Raw genomic sequence first — 19,181 nt, 5'->3', positions numbered from 1 at the left:
CGCCTCATGTCCTATCTGAACTCACAGATGATCAGAGCGAACGAAAAGGCCGGAGCGTATCGCTCCGACCCTTTACGCTTGCGATCGTGTATTGGGAGCTTACTTTGTGGGCGCCGCCGGAGGTGTGGGCATCGTCTTTGGTCTCACACCGTGCCCGAAGTTATAGATGATCGAGGCGGTCGACTTCTCCGCACCGGCCAGCCCATAGGTCTTCCCTGCACCTTCCAGGATGTAATACTCATTGGCCGCGTGGGCACGGCCTCCAGAGCCAAGTTCACCGGCTGCAATCGGCATCGTGACGGGTGCGACACGCTGTCCAACTTCTGAACTGGCGAAAAGGTACGCTGGCCAGTAGCCACCAAGGATCGTCTCTTCAGACGTCGGGGTCTGGTACTGGATACCAAACTCGTCGAAGGTTGCGGCGACGGCAGCTGCGATATCCGTGTCGTAGCGCATCTTGGCCCAGGGCACATCGCCGATGAGTTTCATATCGACGTCCTTGTACCCATTCTTATCCAACTGAGCTCGCAGCTTCTTCACAAGATCAAGGCCGTTCATGTTGGGGATGTAGCGAAAGTTATGTTTTGAGGTGATCTTATTAGGCAGGATGGCGCCGGCACCACCGGCATACATATTGCCGCCCCAGATGCCGTCCAGGTTGAAGCTGGTTCCGTAGCGTGACATCTTCAGCATGGTGAAGGGATCATCCGAGATGTAGCGACCGACGCCGAGATTGTCAGCCGCCTTTTTTAGGTCAAGCTTCTGGCTCGCCTGTCGCAATCCGGCTGTCTCCGTCGGAGAGAGAGGCTGCATGTTATCGAAGAAGCCAGCGATCTTCGGTGTGTTGCCGTCGTCGGAAACAAGCGTCCCGAGCATCTTGATATGACGCCATGCCGGGCTGTCCACGGAGCGCTTCCATGAACCATGGATATCGGATACCGTTGGGCCCTTGCCCCAGGCCTTGCCGCTGGTCGTCAGTTCCACATAAACGCAACCTTCGCTGCCGCCGGACATATTCGCCGTACCTCCGGCACCCTGGAAGTTAAAACGCAGCATCGCGTCAGCGCCCTTGAACAACTCGGGGTGATCCTTGACGAACTTGCGGAGACCGATGTCCATCCGCTCTTCATCCCCCTCAGCCACAACGATGATATTGACCGGCAACTTCCCCATCGTGGCGCGCATGGACATGAGGGCTTCGAGTTGTGCGAGCTGCGGTCCCTTGGAATTCGTCGCACCTCGGCCAATGAGCACTTTCTTGTACATGGGGTCGATGCCGGCGGTCTTGCCATCAACGATGCGGCCTTCGAACGGGGGTGCGATCCAAGCATCGGCCTGCGTGACCGGCATGGTGTCGTACATCCAGTACAGAACGAGCGTGCGCGGCGCGCCCTCATCGCACTTTGCATAGACGACCGGGTTACCCGGCGTACCGTACTCGGTGATACCGACGTCGTAGACACGCGTCGTCTGACAACCGAGTTTGTCAAAGAAACCCTTCACCATCTCCGCAGATTCCGGGATGCCTTCGCCGCTGTTCGAGATGCTGGGCTGCTGAATCCACTTCTGAAAGTCGACAACGTGATCATCGATGTGTGCGTCGATGTAATCGTAGACCTTCTTCAGGTCGGGCGGCGTTTTGGAAAGATCGGGGGCGATGGTCTCATCACCACGAGGCCGTATGTGAACGGCCGCATTACTCAGCGAAGCCTGCTTTGTTGCGGGAGGAGTAGCCGGATGCTTACAGGAGATGGTTGTAAGACAGGTGACGAGGGTTAGTAAGGACAGTGGCAACGATGTGCGATTCATCTGGGCATACTCCTTCTCGGAACAGTTTCGTTTCCCTTGGTGCTGGAACTTGAAGCAACGTCAGGAATACCTTCGTGACGCGTTCGCTGCATTTACTCGTAGCGCAGAGAGGTCATGGGACTTACCCGCGAAGCCTGCCGGGCGGGATAGTAACCGAAGACAATGCCGATGGCTGCGGAGATGCCGAAGGATAGACAGATGGCAACCCACGAAAGCTGGACAGACCACTGCACCGTGCGCGCAATGGCGATGGAAGCCGCAAGGCCGAGTGCGATTCCTAACAGGCCACCGCCACCACTCAGCAAGACCGCTTCAATGAGGAACTGCTCCATCAACTCGTCCGCCTGCGCTCCGACAGCGCGACGAATGCCGATCTCCCGTGTGCGTTCCGTCACACTCAACAGCATGATGTTCATGATGCCGATACCGCCCACAATCAGGCTGACGGCAGCGGTGGCGGCCAATAGAGCAGACATGGTTCGACTCGCCTGGTCGAGCGTCTTACCAAGCTGAGCGAGCGTGACTTTATCGAGGTTGTTGGCGTTGCCCATCATCGCGCGTGAGATGTCCGTCCGCATTCCGCCGCGTGCGATCGCTGCGCGGGCCTGACTTGCCACGGTGAAATCGTCTGGCGCCGCGGACGCAAGCCCATGGCGTCGCCGTAACTCCGCGCTGATCGTCTTAACCAGTCGCGAGACATCGCCAGTGGATTCGGTCGCGACGGTTACGGTGTCGAGATTGCTGCGCCCCAGGAGTTGCTGCGCCGTGCGAAGCGGTATGTAGACCGCGTCAAACTGCCCATCGCCCGCAGAGCTTGGAACCATCCAGCTACCGGAGGCGATGACACCGATGACGCGAAACGATCCGCCGGGAAGATCGATCTGCTCGCCCACGGGATTGCGATCCGCGAAGAGTTCGTTGCTGACGACACTGCCGAGTACGGCCACCTTCTGAGCTTGCGAATCTTCCGCTTCATTCAGGAAGCGGCCCTGCTTCATAATCCACGCGCGCCGAATCGATGGCAGCCAGACCTGCTCTCCACGGATCTGTGTCAGGACATGCTTCTGCGTTTCGCCAGGAGCAGAGACGTTGCCGTTCTCATGCATGCCACCCGAACTCGCCTGCACACCCGGCAGCTCTCGAATCGCGGCGGCATCTTCCGTTGTAAGTGTTGTTGCTGCCCCGAGGCCCCCGGCGTTCTCGCCACCTCTGGCAAAGTCGTGGAAAGGATTTGTCGCTGGGCTGTTTTGCATTCGGCTTAGAGAAAGGGGGCGGCGACCGTAGTAGACCGCATCGTCGAAGCGAAGGTGCTTGCTGATTTGCGGATGCCAGGCGGCTGGCTCCTCCGCTTCTCCCTGGCTGGTCCATTGCTGCGGCATCTTGTAGTTGCCACTGCTCACCAGGATGACGTTCATACCCGCGGCCCTGACCTGCCCTGTGATGGACCGTTGGGCACCGCTGCCGACGGCGATCATGACAAGGACAGTTGCAACGCCGATCATCAAGCCCAGCACTGTAAGCGCTGTCTGCATGCGATTCCGTCTTAGTGACCGAAGCGCGATGACAAGGCTTTTGGAAGCAGCCACGCAACGTCCTCCCTTAGAACCGTAAGTGCCATACCACGGTGTTCGTTATTCGAAGCGCAGAGCGTCGATGGGGTTCAACATGGAAGCACGGCGCGCCGGGTAAAACCCAAAGAACACGCCCGTTGCCACGGAGACGCCGAGGGAGAGGGCAATGGCTCCAATAGAAACTTCTGCAGGCCATCGCAGGACGGTGGTAATGACAAAGGACGCAAGGAAGCCTAGCAGAATTCCGAAGACACCACCGGCAAGGCCCAGCGTCATCGCCTCTACCAGGAACTGCATCAGGACATCCCGCGAACGTGCACCAACGGCACGGCGGATGCCAATCTCACGCGTGCGTTCTGTCACGCTCATCAGCATGATGTTCATGATGCCGATGCCGCCAACAATCAACGAGATCGTTGCAATAGCGGCAAGTAGCGCGGTCATGGTCTGACCGGCGCGACTCAATGTGCCAGACATCTCCTGCAGGTTCACCTGGTCCATCTGTGGCATGTTTGCAAGGATGAACGCCGCGACCGATGTATTCAGCCCCTTGGTAAGTGCCTCCGATGCCTGTGTCTTGACGGTGAAGTCATCCGGTGTAGCGCTGTTTGCGCCTGCGCCCTGAAAGCCACCTAGAGCGCCTGCAGTCGCCGAGGTATTTTTTGCTTGGTCCAGATGATGACGCTGGCGTAGCAGCGGCACAATGTCTTTGGCGATCTGCGAGGCCTGTCCCGCCTCGGCTGCGGTGAGCGTGATCTGGCTGAGGGAGTGAGTGTTCGTCAGCTTCTGGAGCGCTGTGTAGGGAACCACAGCCATGGCAGCCTGGTCTTCGTCGTTTGAGCTGAACCAGCCTTTGACCGTGAAGGGTGTGCCATGAATTTCGATCTGCTGGCCGACAGGATTCTCGTCCGGAAACAGCTGATCCCGCAGCGTGGAGCCGATCACGACCACGTTTTCGGAAGCCTGCACGCTCCCGCTCTTGAAGAACTTGCCCTTCTCAAACGTCCAGTCGAACATCTTCGGGTAATCGAAGTCCGTCCCATACACTTCGGCGAATTGCTTGTCCTGATTGTGCGAGATCCAGCTGCGGGCCCGCACCACACTGGAGACATGCGCGACGCCATCCACGTTGCTGATGGCGACGGCATCGTCAGGAGTAAGTGTGGAAGCGGATCCCATGCCTGTGGCGATCTTTGCTTCTTCTCCACCCTTGGTGAAGTTGCCGGCACGCACAAACAGCAGCGTGGTTCCCGCCGACTTCACTTCACTGGAGACATTCTGTTGCGCGCCTGTGCCGAGCGCGAACATGGTCAGGACCGCTGCTACACCAATGGTCATACCCAGCAGTGCAAGGCCAGTGCGCAGCTTGTTCTTCTTCAACGCCGCCATTGCGATACGAAGGCTTTTCTTCAGCATTATTCATACCTCAGGGCATTCAGCGGAGGCACTTGAGAGGCTTCACGCGCAGGATAGTAGCCGAAGAAGACCCCGACCACGGTTGAGATCCCGAACGATAGTGCAATGGCAGAGAACGGCACGCTGGTCGACCAGTGCGCGCTGCGGGAGATGGAGATGGCGGCGATCGTTCCGATGAGAACGCCTGCCAATCCGCCCATTACACTCAGGAAAACGGACTCCATCAGGAACTGGCTGAGGACTTCCTTTTCCTGCGCACCTACGGCACGGCGAATGCCGATCTCGCGGGTACGCTCGGTGACGCTGAGCAGCATGATGTTCATGATGCCGATGCCACCGACGATGAGACTGACGGTTGCGATGCTGACAAGCAGCGCGGTCATGGTGCGGCTGGAGCGCTCGAGACTCTTACCGAGCTGATCCAGCGTGATCTTTTCCAGGCCGGCGACGTTGCCGGTCACGGCATGTGCGACCTCTGGCCGCATGCTGCCGCTGGTCAGAGCCTTACTCGCCTGGCTGGATACAGTAAAGTCATCAGGTTTGTTCGCGGTGATGCTGTGCCGCTGGCGCAGCAGGGTGACGATTCCCTTCTCCACCTTCGAAACATCACCCGTAGAGACTGTGGTCACCGTAATGTCGTTCAACTTGGACAGATTCAGCAGCTTCTGCATGGTGGTCACGGGTACGTACACCGCGTCGAACTGGTCGTCACCCGCCTGTGGCGTGGATAGCCAACTGGAGCTGCCTACTACTCCAACCACCTTGAACTTTTGCTTCCAAAGATCGACGGTTCCACCGATCGGATCCTTGTCTCCGAAGAGCTGCTTTGCGACGATGGTGCCGAGCACAACAACCTGTTCCGCATTCGACTCTTCCCTGCCTGTGAAGAAGCGGCCCTGGGGAAAGACCCACGAGCGCCGGATTTCGGGCATGGCCGTGTCGTCGCCATGGACGCGCGTAAACCAGCGGACACCGCTGTCGTTCACCGCATGCACGTTCTCATGAATGCCCTCCGAGACATACTGAACACCCTTCATCTTCCGGATCTCGTTGGCGTCCGCGATCGTCAGTGTCGCGGCAGACCCCAGACCTGCTTCCGAGTCACCGAGGCGCTGTCGCGCGGTGGGATGATCGTGAATTGCGAAGGGATCGTCTTCCGGGTGGAAGTACGCTAGATGAAGACGTGCTTCGCCGTGCCAGGCAGCGGTTTCCAAATGCCCCTGCGAGCGGTCTTCCATGGGATCGACACGGTTCAACCTTCCCATCTCGATTGCGTCGGCGGGTGGTGCTTCGCGTTGTGCCTGAAAGTTACCGGCCTTCACGATCAGCATGTTCATGCCGGCTGCACGCACCTGATCGGTAATAGCTTGCTGAGCGCCTGTACCGAGGGCAATCATGGCGAGGACGGTTGCGACACCAATCGCCATGCCAAGCATCGTCAAGACCGACTGAAGCTTGTTCCGCTTGAGTGCGTTGACTGAGATCGTAAATGTTTTGCGGAGACGGCTCATAGGAGACTCGCCGGCGCCGCTGTCGCATGCAGTGCGGCTTCTGCTGAAGGTACCCGCTGATCATTTGGACGGTCGGACACGATCTTGCCGTCGCGGAAGGTGATGATGCGCGTGCCGAACTGCGCGACATCCATCTCATGCGTGATGAGCACGATCGTGATGCCACGTTCGCGCTGCAGCTTCTGGAAGATCTCCATCACTTCGAGACTGGTCTTGGTGTCGAGGTTTCCGGTTGGTTCATCGGCGAGCAGAATCGCAGGATTGTTCAGGAGGGCTCGTGCGATCGCGACGCGCTGCTGCTGACCGCCGGACAACTGATTCGTGTGGTGCTCCCAACGGCTCTCAAGACCAACGGCCGCCAACGCTGCCATGGCCCGGCGCTTCCGCTCGGCCGCACTGAGATCGCTCTTGCCGTAGAGCAGAGGCAGCTCAACATTCTCAAGAGCGGAGGTTCGCGTGAGCAGGTTGAATCCCTGGAAGACGAAGCCGATCCGCTCATTGCGAACAAGGGAGATTTCATCGTCGGTGAGACGCGAAACATCTTTTCCGTCGAGGACGTACTGCCCGCTCGTTGGCTGATCGAGACAGCCAAGGATGTGCATCAGCGTTGACTTGCCGGAACCAGAAGGTCCGATCACGGAGACGAACTCGCCAGCCTCAACATCAAGCGTGATGGAACGCAGGGCGTGTACCTGATGTTCCCCCAGTTGATAGGTCTTCGTCAGATCTCGAACCGAGATGACCATGCCCATGAAGTTTCGTCTCCTCTTCATTGCTTGCGGTGCAGATGTCCGATGTCGCGAGAGATTCAGCGCGGTCCGGCTGAGATGGCCGGACCGCGCTGCTCAGGTTTACTTTGCGTGGGTTTTGGGCTTGGGGGCTGTCGTTGTGGTCTGCGAGAACTCCCATATGGCAGCGGCGACGATCTTCTCGGCGCCAGCCATACCGTTGTCCCAACGCGAGCCTTCCACTGCGTAGTATTCGTTCGCGGCATGCGCACGTCCACCCTGACCACCACGCGCACCGATGCCCATAGGTATCGAGACACTACCGACCTTCTGACCAACCGGGCCATCGCTGAACAGGTAGCTCGGCCAGTAACCACCGGTCGGTTCGGACTGGTTCACACCCAGCGGCAGAGTCTTGCCATTCTGCTCGTAGTGGTCTGCAGACGCCATCTGGAACATGCCCTGATCGCCGCCCAGACCAAGCATCTCGGCAGCCTTTTTATGCGCAACGGAGATGTCGGACGTCGGAGAAGAGCCACGCGACCATGGCACATCGCCGATCAGCTTCATCTGTACGTCCTTGTAGCCATTACGGTCCAGCTGCTCACGCAGCATCTGCACAATGTGCAAGCCGTCCATCTTTGGCACATAGCGGAATGCATGTTTCGACGTGATCTTGTTCGGCAGGATCGCGCCAGCGCCGCCAGCGTACATGTTGCCGCCCCAGATGCCGTCAAGGTTAAAGCTGACGCCATACCGGCCGGCCTTTAGAACTTCAAGCGGTGTATCGCCGATGTAACGTGCCACGCCTTGTGCTTTTGCCATCTTCACCAGGTCAGTCTTGGCGGCGCGGTCTTCGAGCTGCTTCATCTGTTCCGGCGTCGGATACTCGCGACCATCGTCCCAACCTTTGATCTGGGGCGTGTTGCCATCCTTCGAGGTGAGTGAAGCAAGCATCTGGATGTGACGCCATGCCGGGCTGTCCGTGGTGCGCTTCATCACGCCGTGCACGTCCGAGTCCGTCGGTCCCCGGCCCCAGGCTTTGCCGCTCGTGGTCAGCTCAACGTAAACGCAACCTTCAGAAGGTCCACCTACGTAGAGTGCGTCTGCTTCTGCCAACAAGTCCGAGTGGTCTTTGATGAACTTACGAAGACCGATATCCATGCGCTCTTCGTCGCCTTCTGCGATGAAGATCAGGTTGACGGGAAGCTTGCCGTTGACAGCCTTATACGCCATCAACGCATTGAGCTGGGCCATCTCCGGTCCTTTGGAATTGGTGGCGCCACGTCCTACGAGCACGCGAGGAATGTCTGGCAAACCGGCCGTGGAACCGGCCACTACGCGCCCCTCAAAGGGCGGTGCAACCCACGCGTCCGGCTGCGTCACAGGCATGGTGTCGTACTGCCAATAGATGGCGACAGTCTTCGGCGCGCCCTCATCGCACTTCGCGTACACGACGGGATTACCGGGCGTTCCGTACTCCGTGATGCCCACGTCATAGACACGGGTCGTCTGGCAGCCGAGCTTGTCGAAGAAGCCCTTCACCATCTCTGCAGATTCGGGAATGCCTTCGCCGCTATTCGAGATGCTTGGCTGCTGGATCCACTTCTGCAGGTTACCGACGTGCTCATCCATGTGGGTGTCGATGTAGTCGAACACCTTCTGCAACTCTGGCGGTGCGCCCGTCACCTTCGGTGCAACTCCGCTCGCCCCATTTGGCTTGATGGCAAGTGTTTCCTTCGCGGGCGTATTTGCGCTTCGCTCTTTGGGCTTATCCGTTTTACAGCCGGTGGTGCCGAGCAAGGCCAATGCCAGAAAAGATGCGCTCAAGTGTCGCTGCATGCTGTTCCTTTCAAGTTCAGAGTGGGACGGTTTTGGGGATGCTGCGAAGTGGACTCACGAAGACAGACCAGACACTTCCCGGCTAAAAACCGGTGTGAACCGCAGCGAGCGGTCCGCAGGGATGTTCAGTCTCGTGGAGATAGGAACAGTGATTGATTACGATTGCGCTCAGCCTAGCATGTGGCTGCGACCCTCGAAGGTCGTCATACGTTCTATCTATGGAGCGGATACGTTTCAAAAATACCGGCAGACCCAATGACCGTTCGTCATTATTCTGAGCGCAGAGTTGGAGCGGATGCTCGGGCCCGCATTGGTTCGACCTATCGCAGCCAACCCAGGAGTTCCTCGTTGAAGCAGATCAAGCTTCTGTCTGTGCTCTGGCTCGGCGCAGCATGTGCTCTGGGCAACACGGCTCAGCAAAGAGCAACGTCCGACGCACCGCAGGTCCTGCATGGGCAGTTTGCCCTCCAAGGGCAACAGCCGCTGACGGATAGCCACCTGAAGGTGTCGCCGGTTGCGGGAAAGCCACTCACTAAGTCACTGGACTTATGGCTGACGTTGCCAGGCAAAACCGCGCCCATCCAGAGCTACCAGGTGGAGATGACGAAGAAGCTTCACATGATCATCGTGCGGAACGACTTCAAGGTGTTCCTGCACGAACATCCGACGTTACGCCCGGACGGTCATCTTGTGCTGACTCAGGCATTTCCCACGGCGGGCACTTATCTGGTGTATGCGGACGGCCTGCCGAACGAGATGAACCACCAGGTATCACGCTTCCAGTTCGATGTGGGAGCTGCATCCGCGCCAGCGCGAACGCTTGCGCCGACCGGCATGGGCGTACAGGTCGGGCCGTATGAGGTCGATCTAAGCAGCGTTCGCCTGCATGCCGGCACCATGAGCATGCTGGATGTCGCAATTTTGAAAGATGGCAAACCAGCAACAGACCTCCACCCCTACCTGGGCGTGCCCGGTCACGCAGTCTTCCTGAACGCAGGCGACCTCAGTTACGTTCACGTTCACCCGATGGCCGGTGACTCCATGGACATGACCAAGGAGCCCCCACCCATGCCAGAAAACGGTCCGTCACCCTCGGAGATGATGCTGCACCTGGCGCTGCGTGAAGCCGGGAGCTATAAGCTCTGGTTACAGTTTCGTGGCGGGACACAACTGTATGTGGCTGAGTTCACCATTACCGCGATCTAATGCACGCCAGTCGTAGAGGCGTCGCACCAACGAAGGGGAAATACTATGTTCCGTCTCCGCACTGTCGCCCTGATTTCTCTGGCCAGCGTCTTCAGCATTCCGGCATTTGCTCACTCCAAGCCGAAGATCATGGAACCAGCGGCGAACTCAACGGTCGAGGCCCCGACCGAACTCTCGGTCATCTTCAGCGAAGCACTCGACCCGAAGTTCAGTTCCCTGGCGCTTACCGACGAGAAGGGCACGGTCCTCTCGAAGGCCAAGACCATCGCTGACCCGGCAAACCACATGCACCTCAGTCTCCCCCTGCCAAAGCTTGCCCCCGGAACTTATTACGTTCATTGGGTCAGTGCCGCGGTAGACGGCCATCGCATGGATGGCGACTATTCCTTCAAAGTAAAGTAGTAGCGGTGGATTCCTTCCTCGTTCGCTTCCTTGCGTCCGTGCTCATCGACTTCAGCCTCGCTGCCCTTGCAGGCCTGCTGCTGGCAAGGCGATGGCTGCGCAGGGTACCGAACGGCCCCGCGCTGATCCCGTTGACGGCTCCTGCAGCCAGCCTGGTCTTTGCGCTGGCACTTCAACTGCTTTGCCTCGCGGCAACATTCACCGGTAAGACCGGGTTGAGGGCGCTGCTCTCCTCTCTACCGGACATCGTTAGGACACATGCCGGCTCTGTGCTCTGCCTGACGCTTGGGACAGCTCTTCTCCTGTTGCTAGTCTCAAGGCTTGTGCGATCCCGAGACAGCGCTGCAGTTGCGGCGTTCCTCTGCTGTCTGCTTTTTCGCTCGGGCTCAGGCCATGCAGCAACGGAAAATGTTGTTAGTCTCGCGCAGGCCTTGCAATTTCTCCATCTCGCATCCATGGCGATCTGGAGTGGTGGCGTGATGCTCTCGGGCTTTCTCGTCATACCGCAACTGGTAGCCGATGACAAAAGCAGTGCTCTCTATCTAACCGCCCTCTCCTGGTGGAGCACCTGTGCGGTCGGCTTCGTTGCAGTGACCGGGGTTGTCAAGGCGTATCTCGCCACGAGCGGCATCATCCCGCAGACGCTGGGGACGAGATGGGGTCTTGTGCTGGGAGTGAAGATCTTTGGTGTAGGGGTCGCGCTGATACTGGGTTACCTAAATCGCCTTGCGCTATCTCGTCCGAACCGAGCTACGATCTCAAAATCCAGGCAGTCCATGACGATCCTGCGCGCTGAAGCCATCGCGATGACGATCATACTCGTCGCTTCAGCGGCACTCGCAAACCTTCCCCCGCCGGGGGAATGAGCAAGCGCCTGGCGCTACTGACTCGCCGACTGGGATGGGAATGCATCAATCGGCAGAAACACGCGGAAGGTGGTTCTGCCCGGGTTGCCATCCACGCTCTTGCGGCTGCGAACCCTGATGTTGCCGTGGTGGCGATCAACAATCTCCTTGGACACCCACAGACCGAGGCCCGTACCGGTGATGCCTTTGGTGGAATAGAACGGCTCAAACAGATGCGCGATAGTTTCTTCGCCCATACCGCTGCCGCTATCGCATACGGTCAAAGCGAGCCCCCGCGCTTCGGTGACCGGATGATGTGTTTCGGCTGTACGAACCGTGATGTGACCACCTCCCGGCATCGCATCGATCGCATTGCCGAGAAGGTTCACAATCACCTGTCGCACCTCGCCCTCATATGCGAAGATCGGCGATGTCTGGCGATAGCGCCGGTGAATCTGGATTCCCTGTCGACGAATTCGCGACTCGAACAGCGCCAGAACGGTCTCGATCAATTCGCTGGTCTCTGTCGGCATGGGCCGGCTGGACTGGCGATGGAAGCGCAAGGTCTGCACCGTGATCTGCGCAACACGATCCAATTCTTTCTGCGCGATCTCCAAATAAGAGCGTCCCAAATCACTGAGTTCCGTCTGTTGCACCAAGTAAAGACAGTTCGTTATTGCTGCCAGCGGATTATTGATCTCGTGTGCGATGGAGGCCGCAAGCCGCCCCGCCACCGCCAGTTTTTCCGTCCGGCGAAGGACCTCTTCGCTGCGCTTCTGGTGACTCAAATCGGCAATGAACACGGCGAGTTCGCGCTGCCCTGCCTCTTGCTCACGATCAAGAAACGCGATGCCCACCAGCACATCCACCGCGATGCCCGCGGATGTGGTGCAGGTCGCCTCAAACGGCTCCTGGGTAGCGCGGTGTTCCAGTTCGGCGAATGGTGCGTCCAGCGCGCCGCATAACGAGCCCAGCGTGATGCTGCCGCGCAACACCTGCTCTGGCGGAAAGCCAAGCAGTCGCTCCGCTGCGGCGTTTGCGTAGGTGATGAGGCCTGAACTCTGACTGATCAGCAATCCCAGCGGCATCGCATCCACAAGGTGGTGGAAACGCGCCTCACTGACAGCGAGGGCGCGCTCTGCCATCAGGCGTGACTTACGCGCAGCAGCCTCGCGCAGTTCGCGCTCGACGACAGGAATCAACCGCGCAACATTCTGCTTGGTGACATAGTCCTGCGCTCCCGCACGCATGCTCTCCACGGCCGTCTCTTCCGAGATGGCACCGGACATCATGATGAACGGAAGGTCATAACCGCTTTGCCGGGCGATGCTGAGCGCCGCAGGACCACTAAAATTTGGCAGGTTGTAGTCGGCAATCACCAGATCCGGCGGCCCCGCCGCAATGGCAGCAACCATCTCCGCGGCGGTCTCCACGCGCGTGATAGAAGGCGCAAAGCCGTTTCGGCGAAGATGCCGTTCCAGCAGAGCTGCATCATCCTGATTGTCCTCGACCAACAGCAACAGAAGCTGCCGCCGTGGAACTAGCTCATCGGCGGACATTCGTTCAGCACCAGCCAGTACATTCCAAGCTGACGTGTCGCTTCCGCGAAGTCCGTAAAGTTCACAGGCTTACGGATGTAGCTGTTTACGCCCAGCTTGTAGCTTCGAACCACATCGCGTTCTTCGTCTGAGGAGGTCAGAACCACCACCGGCAGCATGCGGGTCGTGTCGTCTTCACGGATCCGGCGAAGGACCTCAAGACCTTCCACCTTTGGTAGCTTCAGGTCCAGCAGTACCAGCTGCGGGCGCACAGCATCTGGCCCGAAGAGAGCTCCGAGAGCTTCTTCCCCGTCACGCGCCACTTTTACTTCATTGGCGATGTTGCTTTTCTTCAACGCACGTATCGTCAACAGTTCGTGGTCAGGATCGTCTTCAACAAGCAGGATCAAACGTGTAGCCTCAGCCATGCCGTCATCCTAGCGTAAACCAGAACGTCGCGCCATGATCGACCTCACTATCGGCCCAGATGCGCCCATGATGTCTGCGGATAACACGTGCTACGGTGGCCAGACCGATACCCGAGCCCTTGAAGTCTTTATCCCCGTGCAAGCGATTGAATGCGTTGAACAGCTTGTCCTTATAGTGCATATCGAAGCCCGCGCCATTATCCTTCACACGCCAAGCCTTCTGCTCTTCATCCCAACCGAATGAAATCTCAGCATCTTCCCGTCGAGCGGAGAATTTGACGGCGTTCCCTAACAAGTTTTCGAGCGCAACCTGTACAAGCTTCGGATCAGCATTTTCCTGCGGCCCGGGTGTGACCGTGAAAGCGATCTTGCGGTCGGGATTATCTTCGCGCAATTGCGCAACGACGAGGTCAGCAATCTCTGAGGGGTTAATCAGCTCTCGCGTCACATCAGCTCGTGTAATGCGCGAGAGTTGCAGCAGAGCGTCGATCAACTGGCCCATTCGTTGAACGCCGGTGCGGACGCGCGCGATGTAGTCGCGGCCCGTGTCGTCCACCACGTCGGCATAGTCCTCCATCAGCGCCAGACTGAAGCCGTCAATCGTACGCAGAGGCGCCCGGAGGTCATGCGACACGGAATAGCTGAACGCCTCAAGTTCTCGATTTGTAGTTTCCAACTCTGCCGTTCGCTCCCGGACTCTCTGCTCCAGCTCCAGGTTCAACACCCGGACTTCTTCTGCGGATCGCTCCGCCTCCGCCCGTGCCAGTCCCAGCCGCTCATTCGCCAGCTCAGACGCAAGACGCAACGAGCGTTCCTGCCAGAAATACCAGGTCACGAAACCGATCATCATCAGATCAAGGACGCACGCAAGCCCGATGGCGAACATTGTTCGTGATCCATTATGTCGAGCCTCATCCGCGCGGTTCGCCAGCAGCCGGCGCTCTTCAGCATCCATCTGAGCCACGAGCATGCGGAGACGTTGCATCTCCTCGGTGCCGCGTCCGTTTGAGACGAGAGCTGCGGCCGCATCGAAACCGCCATCGCGCCTGTTCTCGGTACTCTGGCGCAGCATGGTCATACGCCGTTCGATGGACGCCTTCACCTCGGCAATGGTGCTCTGCTGAATGGGATTGTCGAGGGTTAAATCCTTGAACTGTTGCACGTCAGCCGGAAGCGTGCGCTCTGCCTCCAGGAACGGTGCAAGAAAAGGCTCCTGCCCCGTGATCACAAACGCACGGGCTGAAGTCTCTGCGTTGGTCACACTGAGCATCAATCGCTCTTCCTGGCCGATGACCTCCCATGTGTGTGCAAGCCATGCTTCGCTATCCAGCAGCGATCGCACCGCGGAGACGGCGAACCAGGTATTCATCGCTACAACAAGCACTGCCGCAAAAAGCGCCAATGGAACCACAGAACGGGAAGACCGGGCAGGCATATTCCGACATTGTAGGCGACCCCGCACGGCAGCATCGGCACGAAAGAACGCCAAAATCGAGAGAGCATCTTGATTGACTTCACAGGATGCGCAGGTTGATGGACGCGTTTCAAACGTTCCCGTGCTTGCTGACCACGTTAGAAGCACTGCCTCGAAGCACCACAGGAACCTTTAGCGGCCACGAAGGGGCACCGTATCTGCGTTTGCTACCCCTTACCTGACCCGAGTGCATCGCACCGTGAGAGACCGGATGAAGTACGAAAGGACAGGTAGGCGTTGCGTCCCGTCGCCGGGACATCGCACATGCGCTTCGTTGATAAGGAGATTGGTGGACGCGGTAGGAATCGAACCTACAACCTGTCGATTAAGAGTCGAATGCTCTGCCAGTTGAGCTACGCGTCCAGGTTTGGTGTGAGCCAGCAGGAGACCCGAACGGGTCGATACGGCTCGAAGGCGGGCGCCTTCGACGGGTTATTTAGCCCTGTTCACAGCATGCCGCGCAGTTGCGCGACTAGATAAATATAGCACAGGAAGAGGGTCAAACCAGAGCAGACCGCTGTTAGAAAGTGAACGACAGCCCCGCTTGGATACTACGCGGTGTTTGCGCCAGATACATGGTCGTGCCATCGCTGGAAAGGAATGGCTGGTATCCCTGCGCCAGAAGGTTTTGCACATCCACTACGGCTTCGAGGCCCTGCGGCAATAGCCGCGTGTGGCCGAGGGACTGACGGATAGAGCAGGACAGGTATGCCCCATCATCGCCGACCCGGTATGCGTCCACAGCGGTCAGTGCGCGGAGAGGCTGCCAGCGATAGCTCGCGCGTACAGTCGTACCAGTATGGAGAATTTTGCCGTCCGCGTAAGCCGTGGCCGCATAGACCTGCGAGGGAGTCAGACCACCAAGAACTTCAGTCATGGATGCGTTCGACAAGTGCTCTGCCTTCAAGCTCTGGCCCGTAGCGACTTCCGCACCAACGTTCATTGACTTGGTGACCGGTTGGCGAATGGATGCCCGAACGCCTGCGCTGCTGTAGTTACGGCCCGCAACGCGATAGGTCTCCGTCGTGGGGTCAGCAACCAGTCCCTCGGCCGGTATATCGGCGGCGGCAAGCGTACCAACGCCAGCGATCAGCGGATTGTTGAATGCATCATGGTAGATGGCTACTTCGACGATGCCTCCCCCGGGGATTTGGCCAGCCGCAGAAAGCTCATGATGGCTTCCCGTCTCGAGTCGCATGTGACCGCTGCGCATCACGGCAACAGGGGTCGGTGCACTGACGCGATCAAGATCGTCAAGGCTTTGTGTTCCGCGGGAACGGGTCATGCTGTAGGCAAGCACCAGGCTCGCCGGACCGTGCGCTGAAACGCGCAGAAATGGCTCCACAATCAACGCATTGCCGCCCAGATTACTCTCACGCATCACGCTGCCAGCGTCGACCCGCATAAGGTCACCCACATCAACGCGCTGAGCCGAACGCAGCGTTGCACCCTGCATTCCCGTCATGCCTCGGCCTGCGGTAAGTTCCGGATGGTTGGAATAGGTCAGCACGGCGCGCGTAAATCCATTCAGCGGTGTTCGGCGCTGCGTGCCAATGCTGACTTCTGCCGAGGGGGCTACTGGGTAGGGCGAACGCGTGCCCGAAAGATCCGCGCGTACGACAGCTCCACTGCCATCCTCATTTACACGCGTCAGGACAAGAATATTGTGACTACCGCCGCGCGCGAATCCACCCTGGCTATTCTTCACCGTGACGCTGCCACCGGAGGCACCGCGACGAGTCTCCTGACGACTCGAAGAGACCGCAAGAGGACCTTCGCTCTCTTCGTCATCCCGTTGAGAGGAGCTCGTGCCTTGATCTTCAAATCGCAGGATTGGCCGGCTTGCAGAGGACCGAAGCGTCCAGATCCAGTCGTCACTTGGTTCGCTGGTCGTGCGACGTGTCACAGGTAACCAGCCGCCCGGTGCGAGCAAAGTCGACATTGTCAGGTTAACGACGGTCCGGCCGCCACGCAGCACCTGAAGCCGATCGCGAATGGCGGGCAGAAAGAGCGCGGCTGTCGCCTGAATCCGATAGCTTCCCGGCCGAAGACTGAGGTGGTAGCGGCCACGCGCGTCCGTGACCGCACTGGCACCGATCGTGGTGTCCGGGAGCAGCGCCTCAACAAGGGCGCCCATCTGAGGAACACCATCGGCATCGCGAATGATGCCGCTTACGGTGCTGGCTCCAAATATATCTGCGCTACGCGACACCTGTGCCTCAGCGCCCGCGACGGCACAAACGGAGGCCAGCGCTGTGAGCGTGAGATAAACACCGTGTTGCAAGGTCAACTGCTTCACTGCTGGATGTACCTTCTTCGCGTCTCAGCCTCGCCCAAAAGGTTCAACCTTGCCGAACCTGGGAAAACCAAACCAGAAGGAGCCGCGCTGTGGTGTCGTGCGCCAGCCCTCTTCCCGGAACGTACCGTACCCTTACCGCCTTGCCCCTGCAGTCTACTCCACAAACTACTCAACTACGAAGGGGGCCGTCTGCGAAATCTGCTGCTTTGAAACACCATCGTTGATCTTGATGGCCAGCGAATATTTGCCCGGTTGCAGGCTGCCCAGCGGCAGGCTCTTTTCGAGCGTCACCTGGTCAGCATTCGGGTTCGTCTTCGCCGTGGACTCAGTCGTGTCCAGAACGAACTTGTTCGTCGCCAGATCGGTGACCTGGTACTGAATCTCCGCGTTGTTTTGCTTGCTCTTCTCATCGATGCCCAGGTTATAGACCTGCATCCAGAAGTTCAGACTGCTGTTCTTCTTGAAGATCACCGGTAACGCCGGATTCGCTGAAACGCTTGGGATTACCTTGGTATTGCCGATGACGAAGGAACCCGCGCCAATCTCCTTGGACGGCACACGGGCCATGCTGGAGGCAAGAATCAAGGAAGATGCCGAGAGACGATCATCGTCATACTTGGGCACGTTGACAGACCGGCGCCAGGTACCGATGTGCTCCGGATTGTTGACATCTTTGATGACGATGTCCACTTTGTACATGCCGGGACGCAACGGCAGCGCCTTCCAGTACATATTCTTGTTGGCCTGCGTCTTCGCCAGGAACTCCGAGGGCACCTGAACGTTCACGGTGTCTTCGAACGTCTGCACAATACGGTGATTGATGTTGGACACCTGCCCAAGGATATTGACCGTACCAGTCGATACGCTGTCCTTGGTCTGGAAGGTGATGTCCTTGTTCTGGATCTGCAGGGTGACCGGCACCAACACGGTGTCATTCGTCACCTTGACGTAATCGGTGCGTACATCGAAGAGAAACGGCGGCCCCTTCAAGATCTGTGACGAGGTGATGTACTGCTCCATATCCTTGAACTTGATGGGCGGCGCGGCAAGAATTTTGGCGAACAGAGAAATGCGATCGAACTGCTTCGACTGCTGCGAGCTCGACATCGGCCCCTTACCGAGCTGCTCGAGTCCACCGTTCATACGGTCAGCGCGACTTGCCTGCCCGGTCTGCTCGTACAGAGTCTGACCGGCGCCGGCGACATACTTCAACGCGTCCTTCTCGGAGCGATCGATGGTCAGGTGGTAGTCGTTGCACTGGCAGGTGTCGACAAATTCCAGATCAATGTTGTCGCCGATGCCTTCCAAGTAACGGTAGTGCCATGTCTCAAACGGGAAGGTCGAGGTCGTGCCGCCACCCTCTTCCATCGGACGGTCATACGATCCGCCGCTCGGGTGAGAGTCGATGGAATCGGGCTTGCCGTACGCGATATAGATGTGACCACGATCGGTCTTCCAGCCAGGCTTGCCAGCCGCGAAGTGCTCATTCGCGTAAGCGATGCGCGCGTAGTGCTGCTCACGGAACTCGTTGTCTGGCGAATCCGGATTGGGATTACGGCGCAGCCAGAAGTTTTCAATGAAGTTCTCGCGTTCTTCATCATTCTTCAGCGACTTAAAAGCAGAGATTTCTTCGTCGGAGATGATCCAGACGACGTCCTGCTCCAGCCACTTCTTGAAAGTCCCGTCCGGCTTCAATTCGTTCTTGAGGTACTTCTGCTGCTGAATGCGCTCGCGATCGCTCAATCGGCGCTTCATCGGGTCGGGACGCTCTTCAGGCGGTGCAGACTTGTTGACGGTCGGCGTGGTCTCCCCCGTGGGCGTCGGCGTAACGTTTGACGCCTGTGCGCGGGCGTGGCCCACCGCGGAAATTCCACCCAACATCAACGCCGCGGCGCCGATCCAACCCTGCCAAACTGCTCTGCTCATCGCCCTGCAACTCCACGCGGGCCGTAGCCCGGGTCACTGTATTGTAAAGTCCGGTAAACGGGCGAGCAAGCGTTGGAGACGATTAGATTCCCAGCGTTCCCGAATGCTCACCACCACGCCAATTTGCGCTGCTATCATCTTGGACGAAGTGCAGGCGAAATCGAGTGCCAAAGATTTCCTGAAGCG

The 19,181-nt window shown here is 58.5% G+C and carries 14 protein-coding genes and 1 tRNA gene; 3 read left to right on the top strand and 12 right to left on the bottom strand.

Features of this window, described 5'->3' with window-relative positions:
* Window positions 1-99: 99 nt before the first annotated feature.
* The 6 genes from BLW03_RS19495 to BLW03_RS19470 form a co-directional block, all read right to left on the bottom strand.
* A complete protein-coding gene (locus tag BLW03_RS19495) occupies window positions 100-1,809 on the bottom strand; it encodes a M20/M25/M40 family metallo-hydrolase (RefSeq protein WP_074655630.1) in 1,710 nt (569 codons plus the stop codon).
* Between the two features lie 92 nt (window positions 1,810-1,901).
* A complete protein-coding gene (locus BLW03_RS19490; protein WP_074655629.1) occupies window positions 1,902-3,341 on the bottom strand; it encodes an ABC transporter permease in 1,440 nt (479 codons plus the stop codon).
* A 99-nt stretch (window positions 3,342-3,440) separates the two neighbouring features.
* Window positions 3,441-4,796, bottom strand: coding sequence for an ABC transporter permease (locus BLW03_RS20925; protein WP_074655628.1), 1,356 nt, complete (start codon window positions 4,794-4,796; stop codon window positions 3,441-3,443).
* On the bottom strand, window positions 4,796-6,307 hold the full coding sequence (locus BLW03_RS19480) for an ABC transporter permease (RefSeq protein WP_074655627.1): 1,512 nt from the start codon (window positions 6,305-6,307) through the stop codon (window positions 4,796-4,798). The genes BLW03_RS20925 and BLW03_RS19480 overlap by 1 nt, the downstream gene beginning before the upstream one ends.
* Complete coding sequence (locus tag BLW03_RS19475; RefSeq protein ID WP_074655626.1) at window positions 6,304-7,059, bottom strand: ABC transporter ATP-binding protein; 756 nt, start codon at window positions 7,057-7,059, stop codon at window positions 6,304-6,306. Before BLW03_RS19475 ends, BLW03_RS19480 begins: the two co-directional genes overlap by 4 nt.
* A gap of 99 nt (window positions 7,060-7,158) precedes the next feature.
* The gene (locus BLW03_RS19470; RefSeq protein WP_170835090.1) at window positions 7,159-8,865 is read right to left on the bottom strand and encodes a M20/M25/M40 family metallo-hydrolase; all 1,707 of its coding nucleotides are present in this window, start codon (window positions 8,863-8,865) and stop codon (window positions 7,159-7,161) included.
* Between the two features lie 360 nt (window positions 8,866-9,225).
* On the opposite strand from BLW03_RS19470, the gene BLW03_RS19460 reads away from it, so the two are divergent.
* Genes BLW03_RS19460 through BLW03_RS19450 form a run of 3 tightly spaced genes read left to right on the top strand, consistent with a single transcriptional unit; the run spans window position 9,226 to window position 11,351 of the window.
* A complete protein-coding gene (locus tag BLW03_RS19460) occupies window positions 9,226-10,083 on the top strand; it encodes a hypothetical protein (RefSeq protein ID WP_074655623.1) in 858 nt (285 codons plus the stop codon).
* Window positions 10,084-10,128: 45 nt separating this feature from the next.
* A complete protein-coding gene (locus tag BLW03_RS19455) occupies window positions 10,129-10,485 on the top strand; it encodes a copper resistance protein CopC (RefSeq protein ID WP_074655622.1) in 357 nt (118 codons plus the stop codon).
* Window positions 10,486-10,490: 5 nt separating this feature from the next.
* A complete protein-coding gene (locus BLW03_RS19450) occupies window positions 10,491-11,351 on the top strand; it encodes a copper resistance D family protein (protein WP_074655621.1) in 861 nt (286 codons plus the stop codon).
* 14 nt (window positions 11,352-11,365) lie between these two features.
* Here the strand turns inward: BLW03_RS19450 and BLW03_RS19445 are convergent, their stop codons facing one another.
* The 6 genes from BLW03_RS19445 to BLW03_RS19420 form a co-directional block, all read right to left on the bottom strand.
* Entirely contained in the window at window positions 11,366-12,889 is a 1,524-nt protein-coding gene (locus BLW03_RS19445; RefSeq protein ID WP_074655620.1) for a hybrid sensor histidine kinase/response regulator, read from the bottom strand.
* The gene (locus BLW03_RS19440; protein WP_074655619.1) at window positions 12,871-13,296 is read right to left on the bottom strand and encodes a response regulator; all 426 of its coding nucleotides are present in this window, start codon (window positions 13,294-13,296) and stop codon (window positions 12,871-12,873) included. The genes BLW03_RS19445 and BLW03_RS19440 overlap by 19 nt, the downstream gene beginning before the upstream one ends.
* Before the next feature lie 4 nt (window positions 13,297-13,300).
* Window positions 13,301-14,731 (bottom strand): sensor histidine kinase, encoded by a 1,431-nt coding sequence (locus BLW03_RS19435; RefSeq protein ID WP_074655618.1) that lies wholly within the window; start codon window positions 14,729-14,731, stop codon window positions 13,301-13,303.
* A gap of 326 nt (window positions 14,732-15,057) precedes the next feature.
* Window positions 15,058-15,133 (bottom strand) — tRNA-Lys (locus BLW03_RS19430).
* A 157-nt stretch (window positions 15,134-15,290) separates the two neighbouring features.
* Window positions 15,291-17,069: a carboxypeptidase-like regulatory domain-containing protein gene (locus BLW03_RS19425; protein WP_074655617.1), complete on the bottom strand. Its 1,779-nt coding sequence runs from the start codon at window positions 17,067-17,069 to the stop codon at window positions 15,291-15,293.
* A gap of 165 nt (window positions 17,070-17,234) precedes the next feature.
* Window positions 17,235-18,995 carry a GWxTD domain-containing protein gene (locus BLW03_RS19420; RefSeq protein WP_074655616.1) on the bottom strand — a complete coding sequence of 587 codons (1,761 nt, stop codon included), beginning with the start codon at window positions 18,993-18,995 and terminating at the stop codon, window positions 17,235-17,237.
* Window positions 18,996-19,181: the final 186 nt, after the last annotated feature.

This window comes from Terriglobus roseus, assembly GCF_900105625.1.
Taxonomy (GTDB): domain Bacteria; phylum Acidobacteriota; class Terriglobia; order Terriglobales; family Acidobacteriaceae; genus Terriglobus; species Terriglobus roseus_B.
Note: the sequence above shows the minus strand (reverse complement) of the source record. Positions and strands in the feature narration are given on the sequence as shown.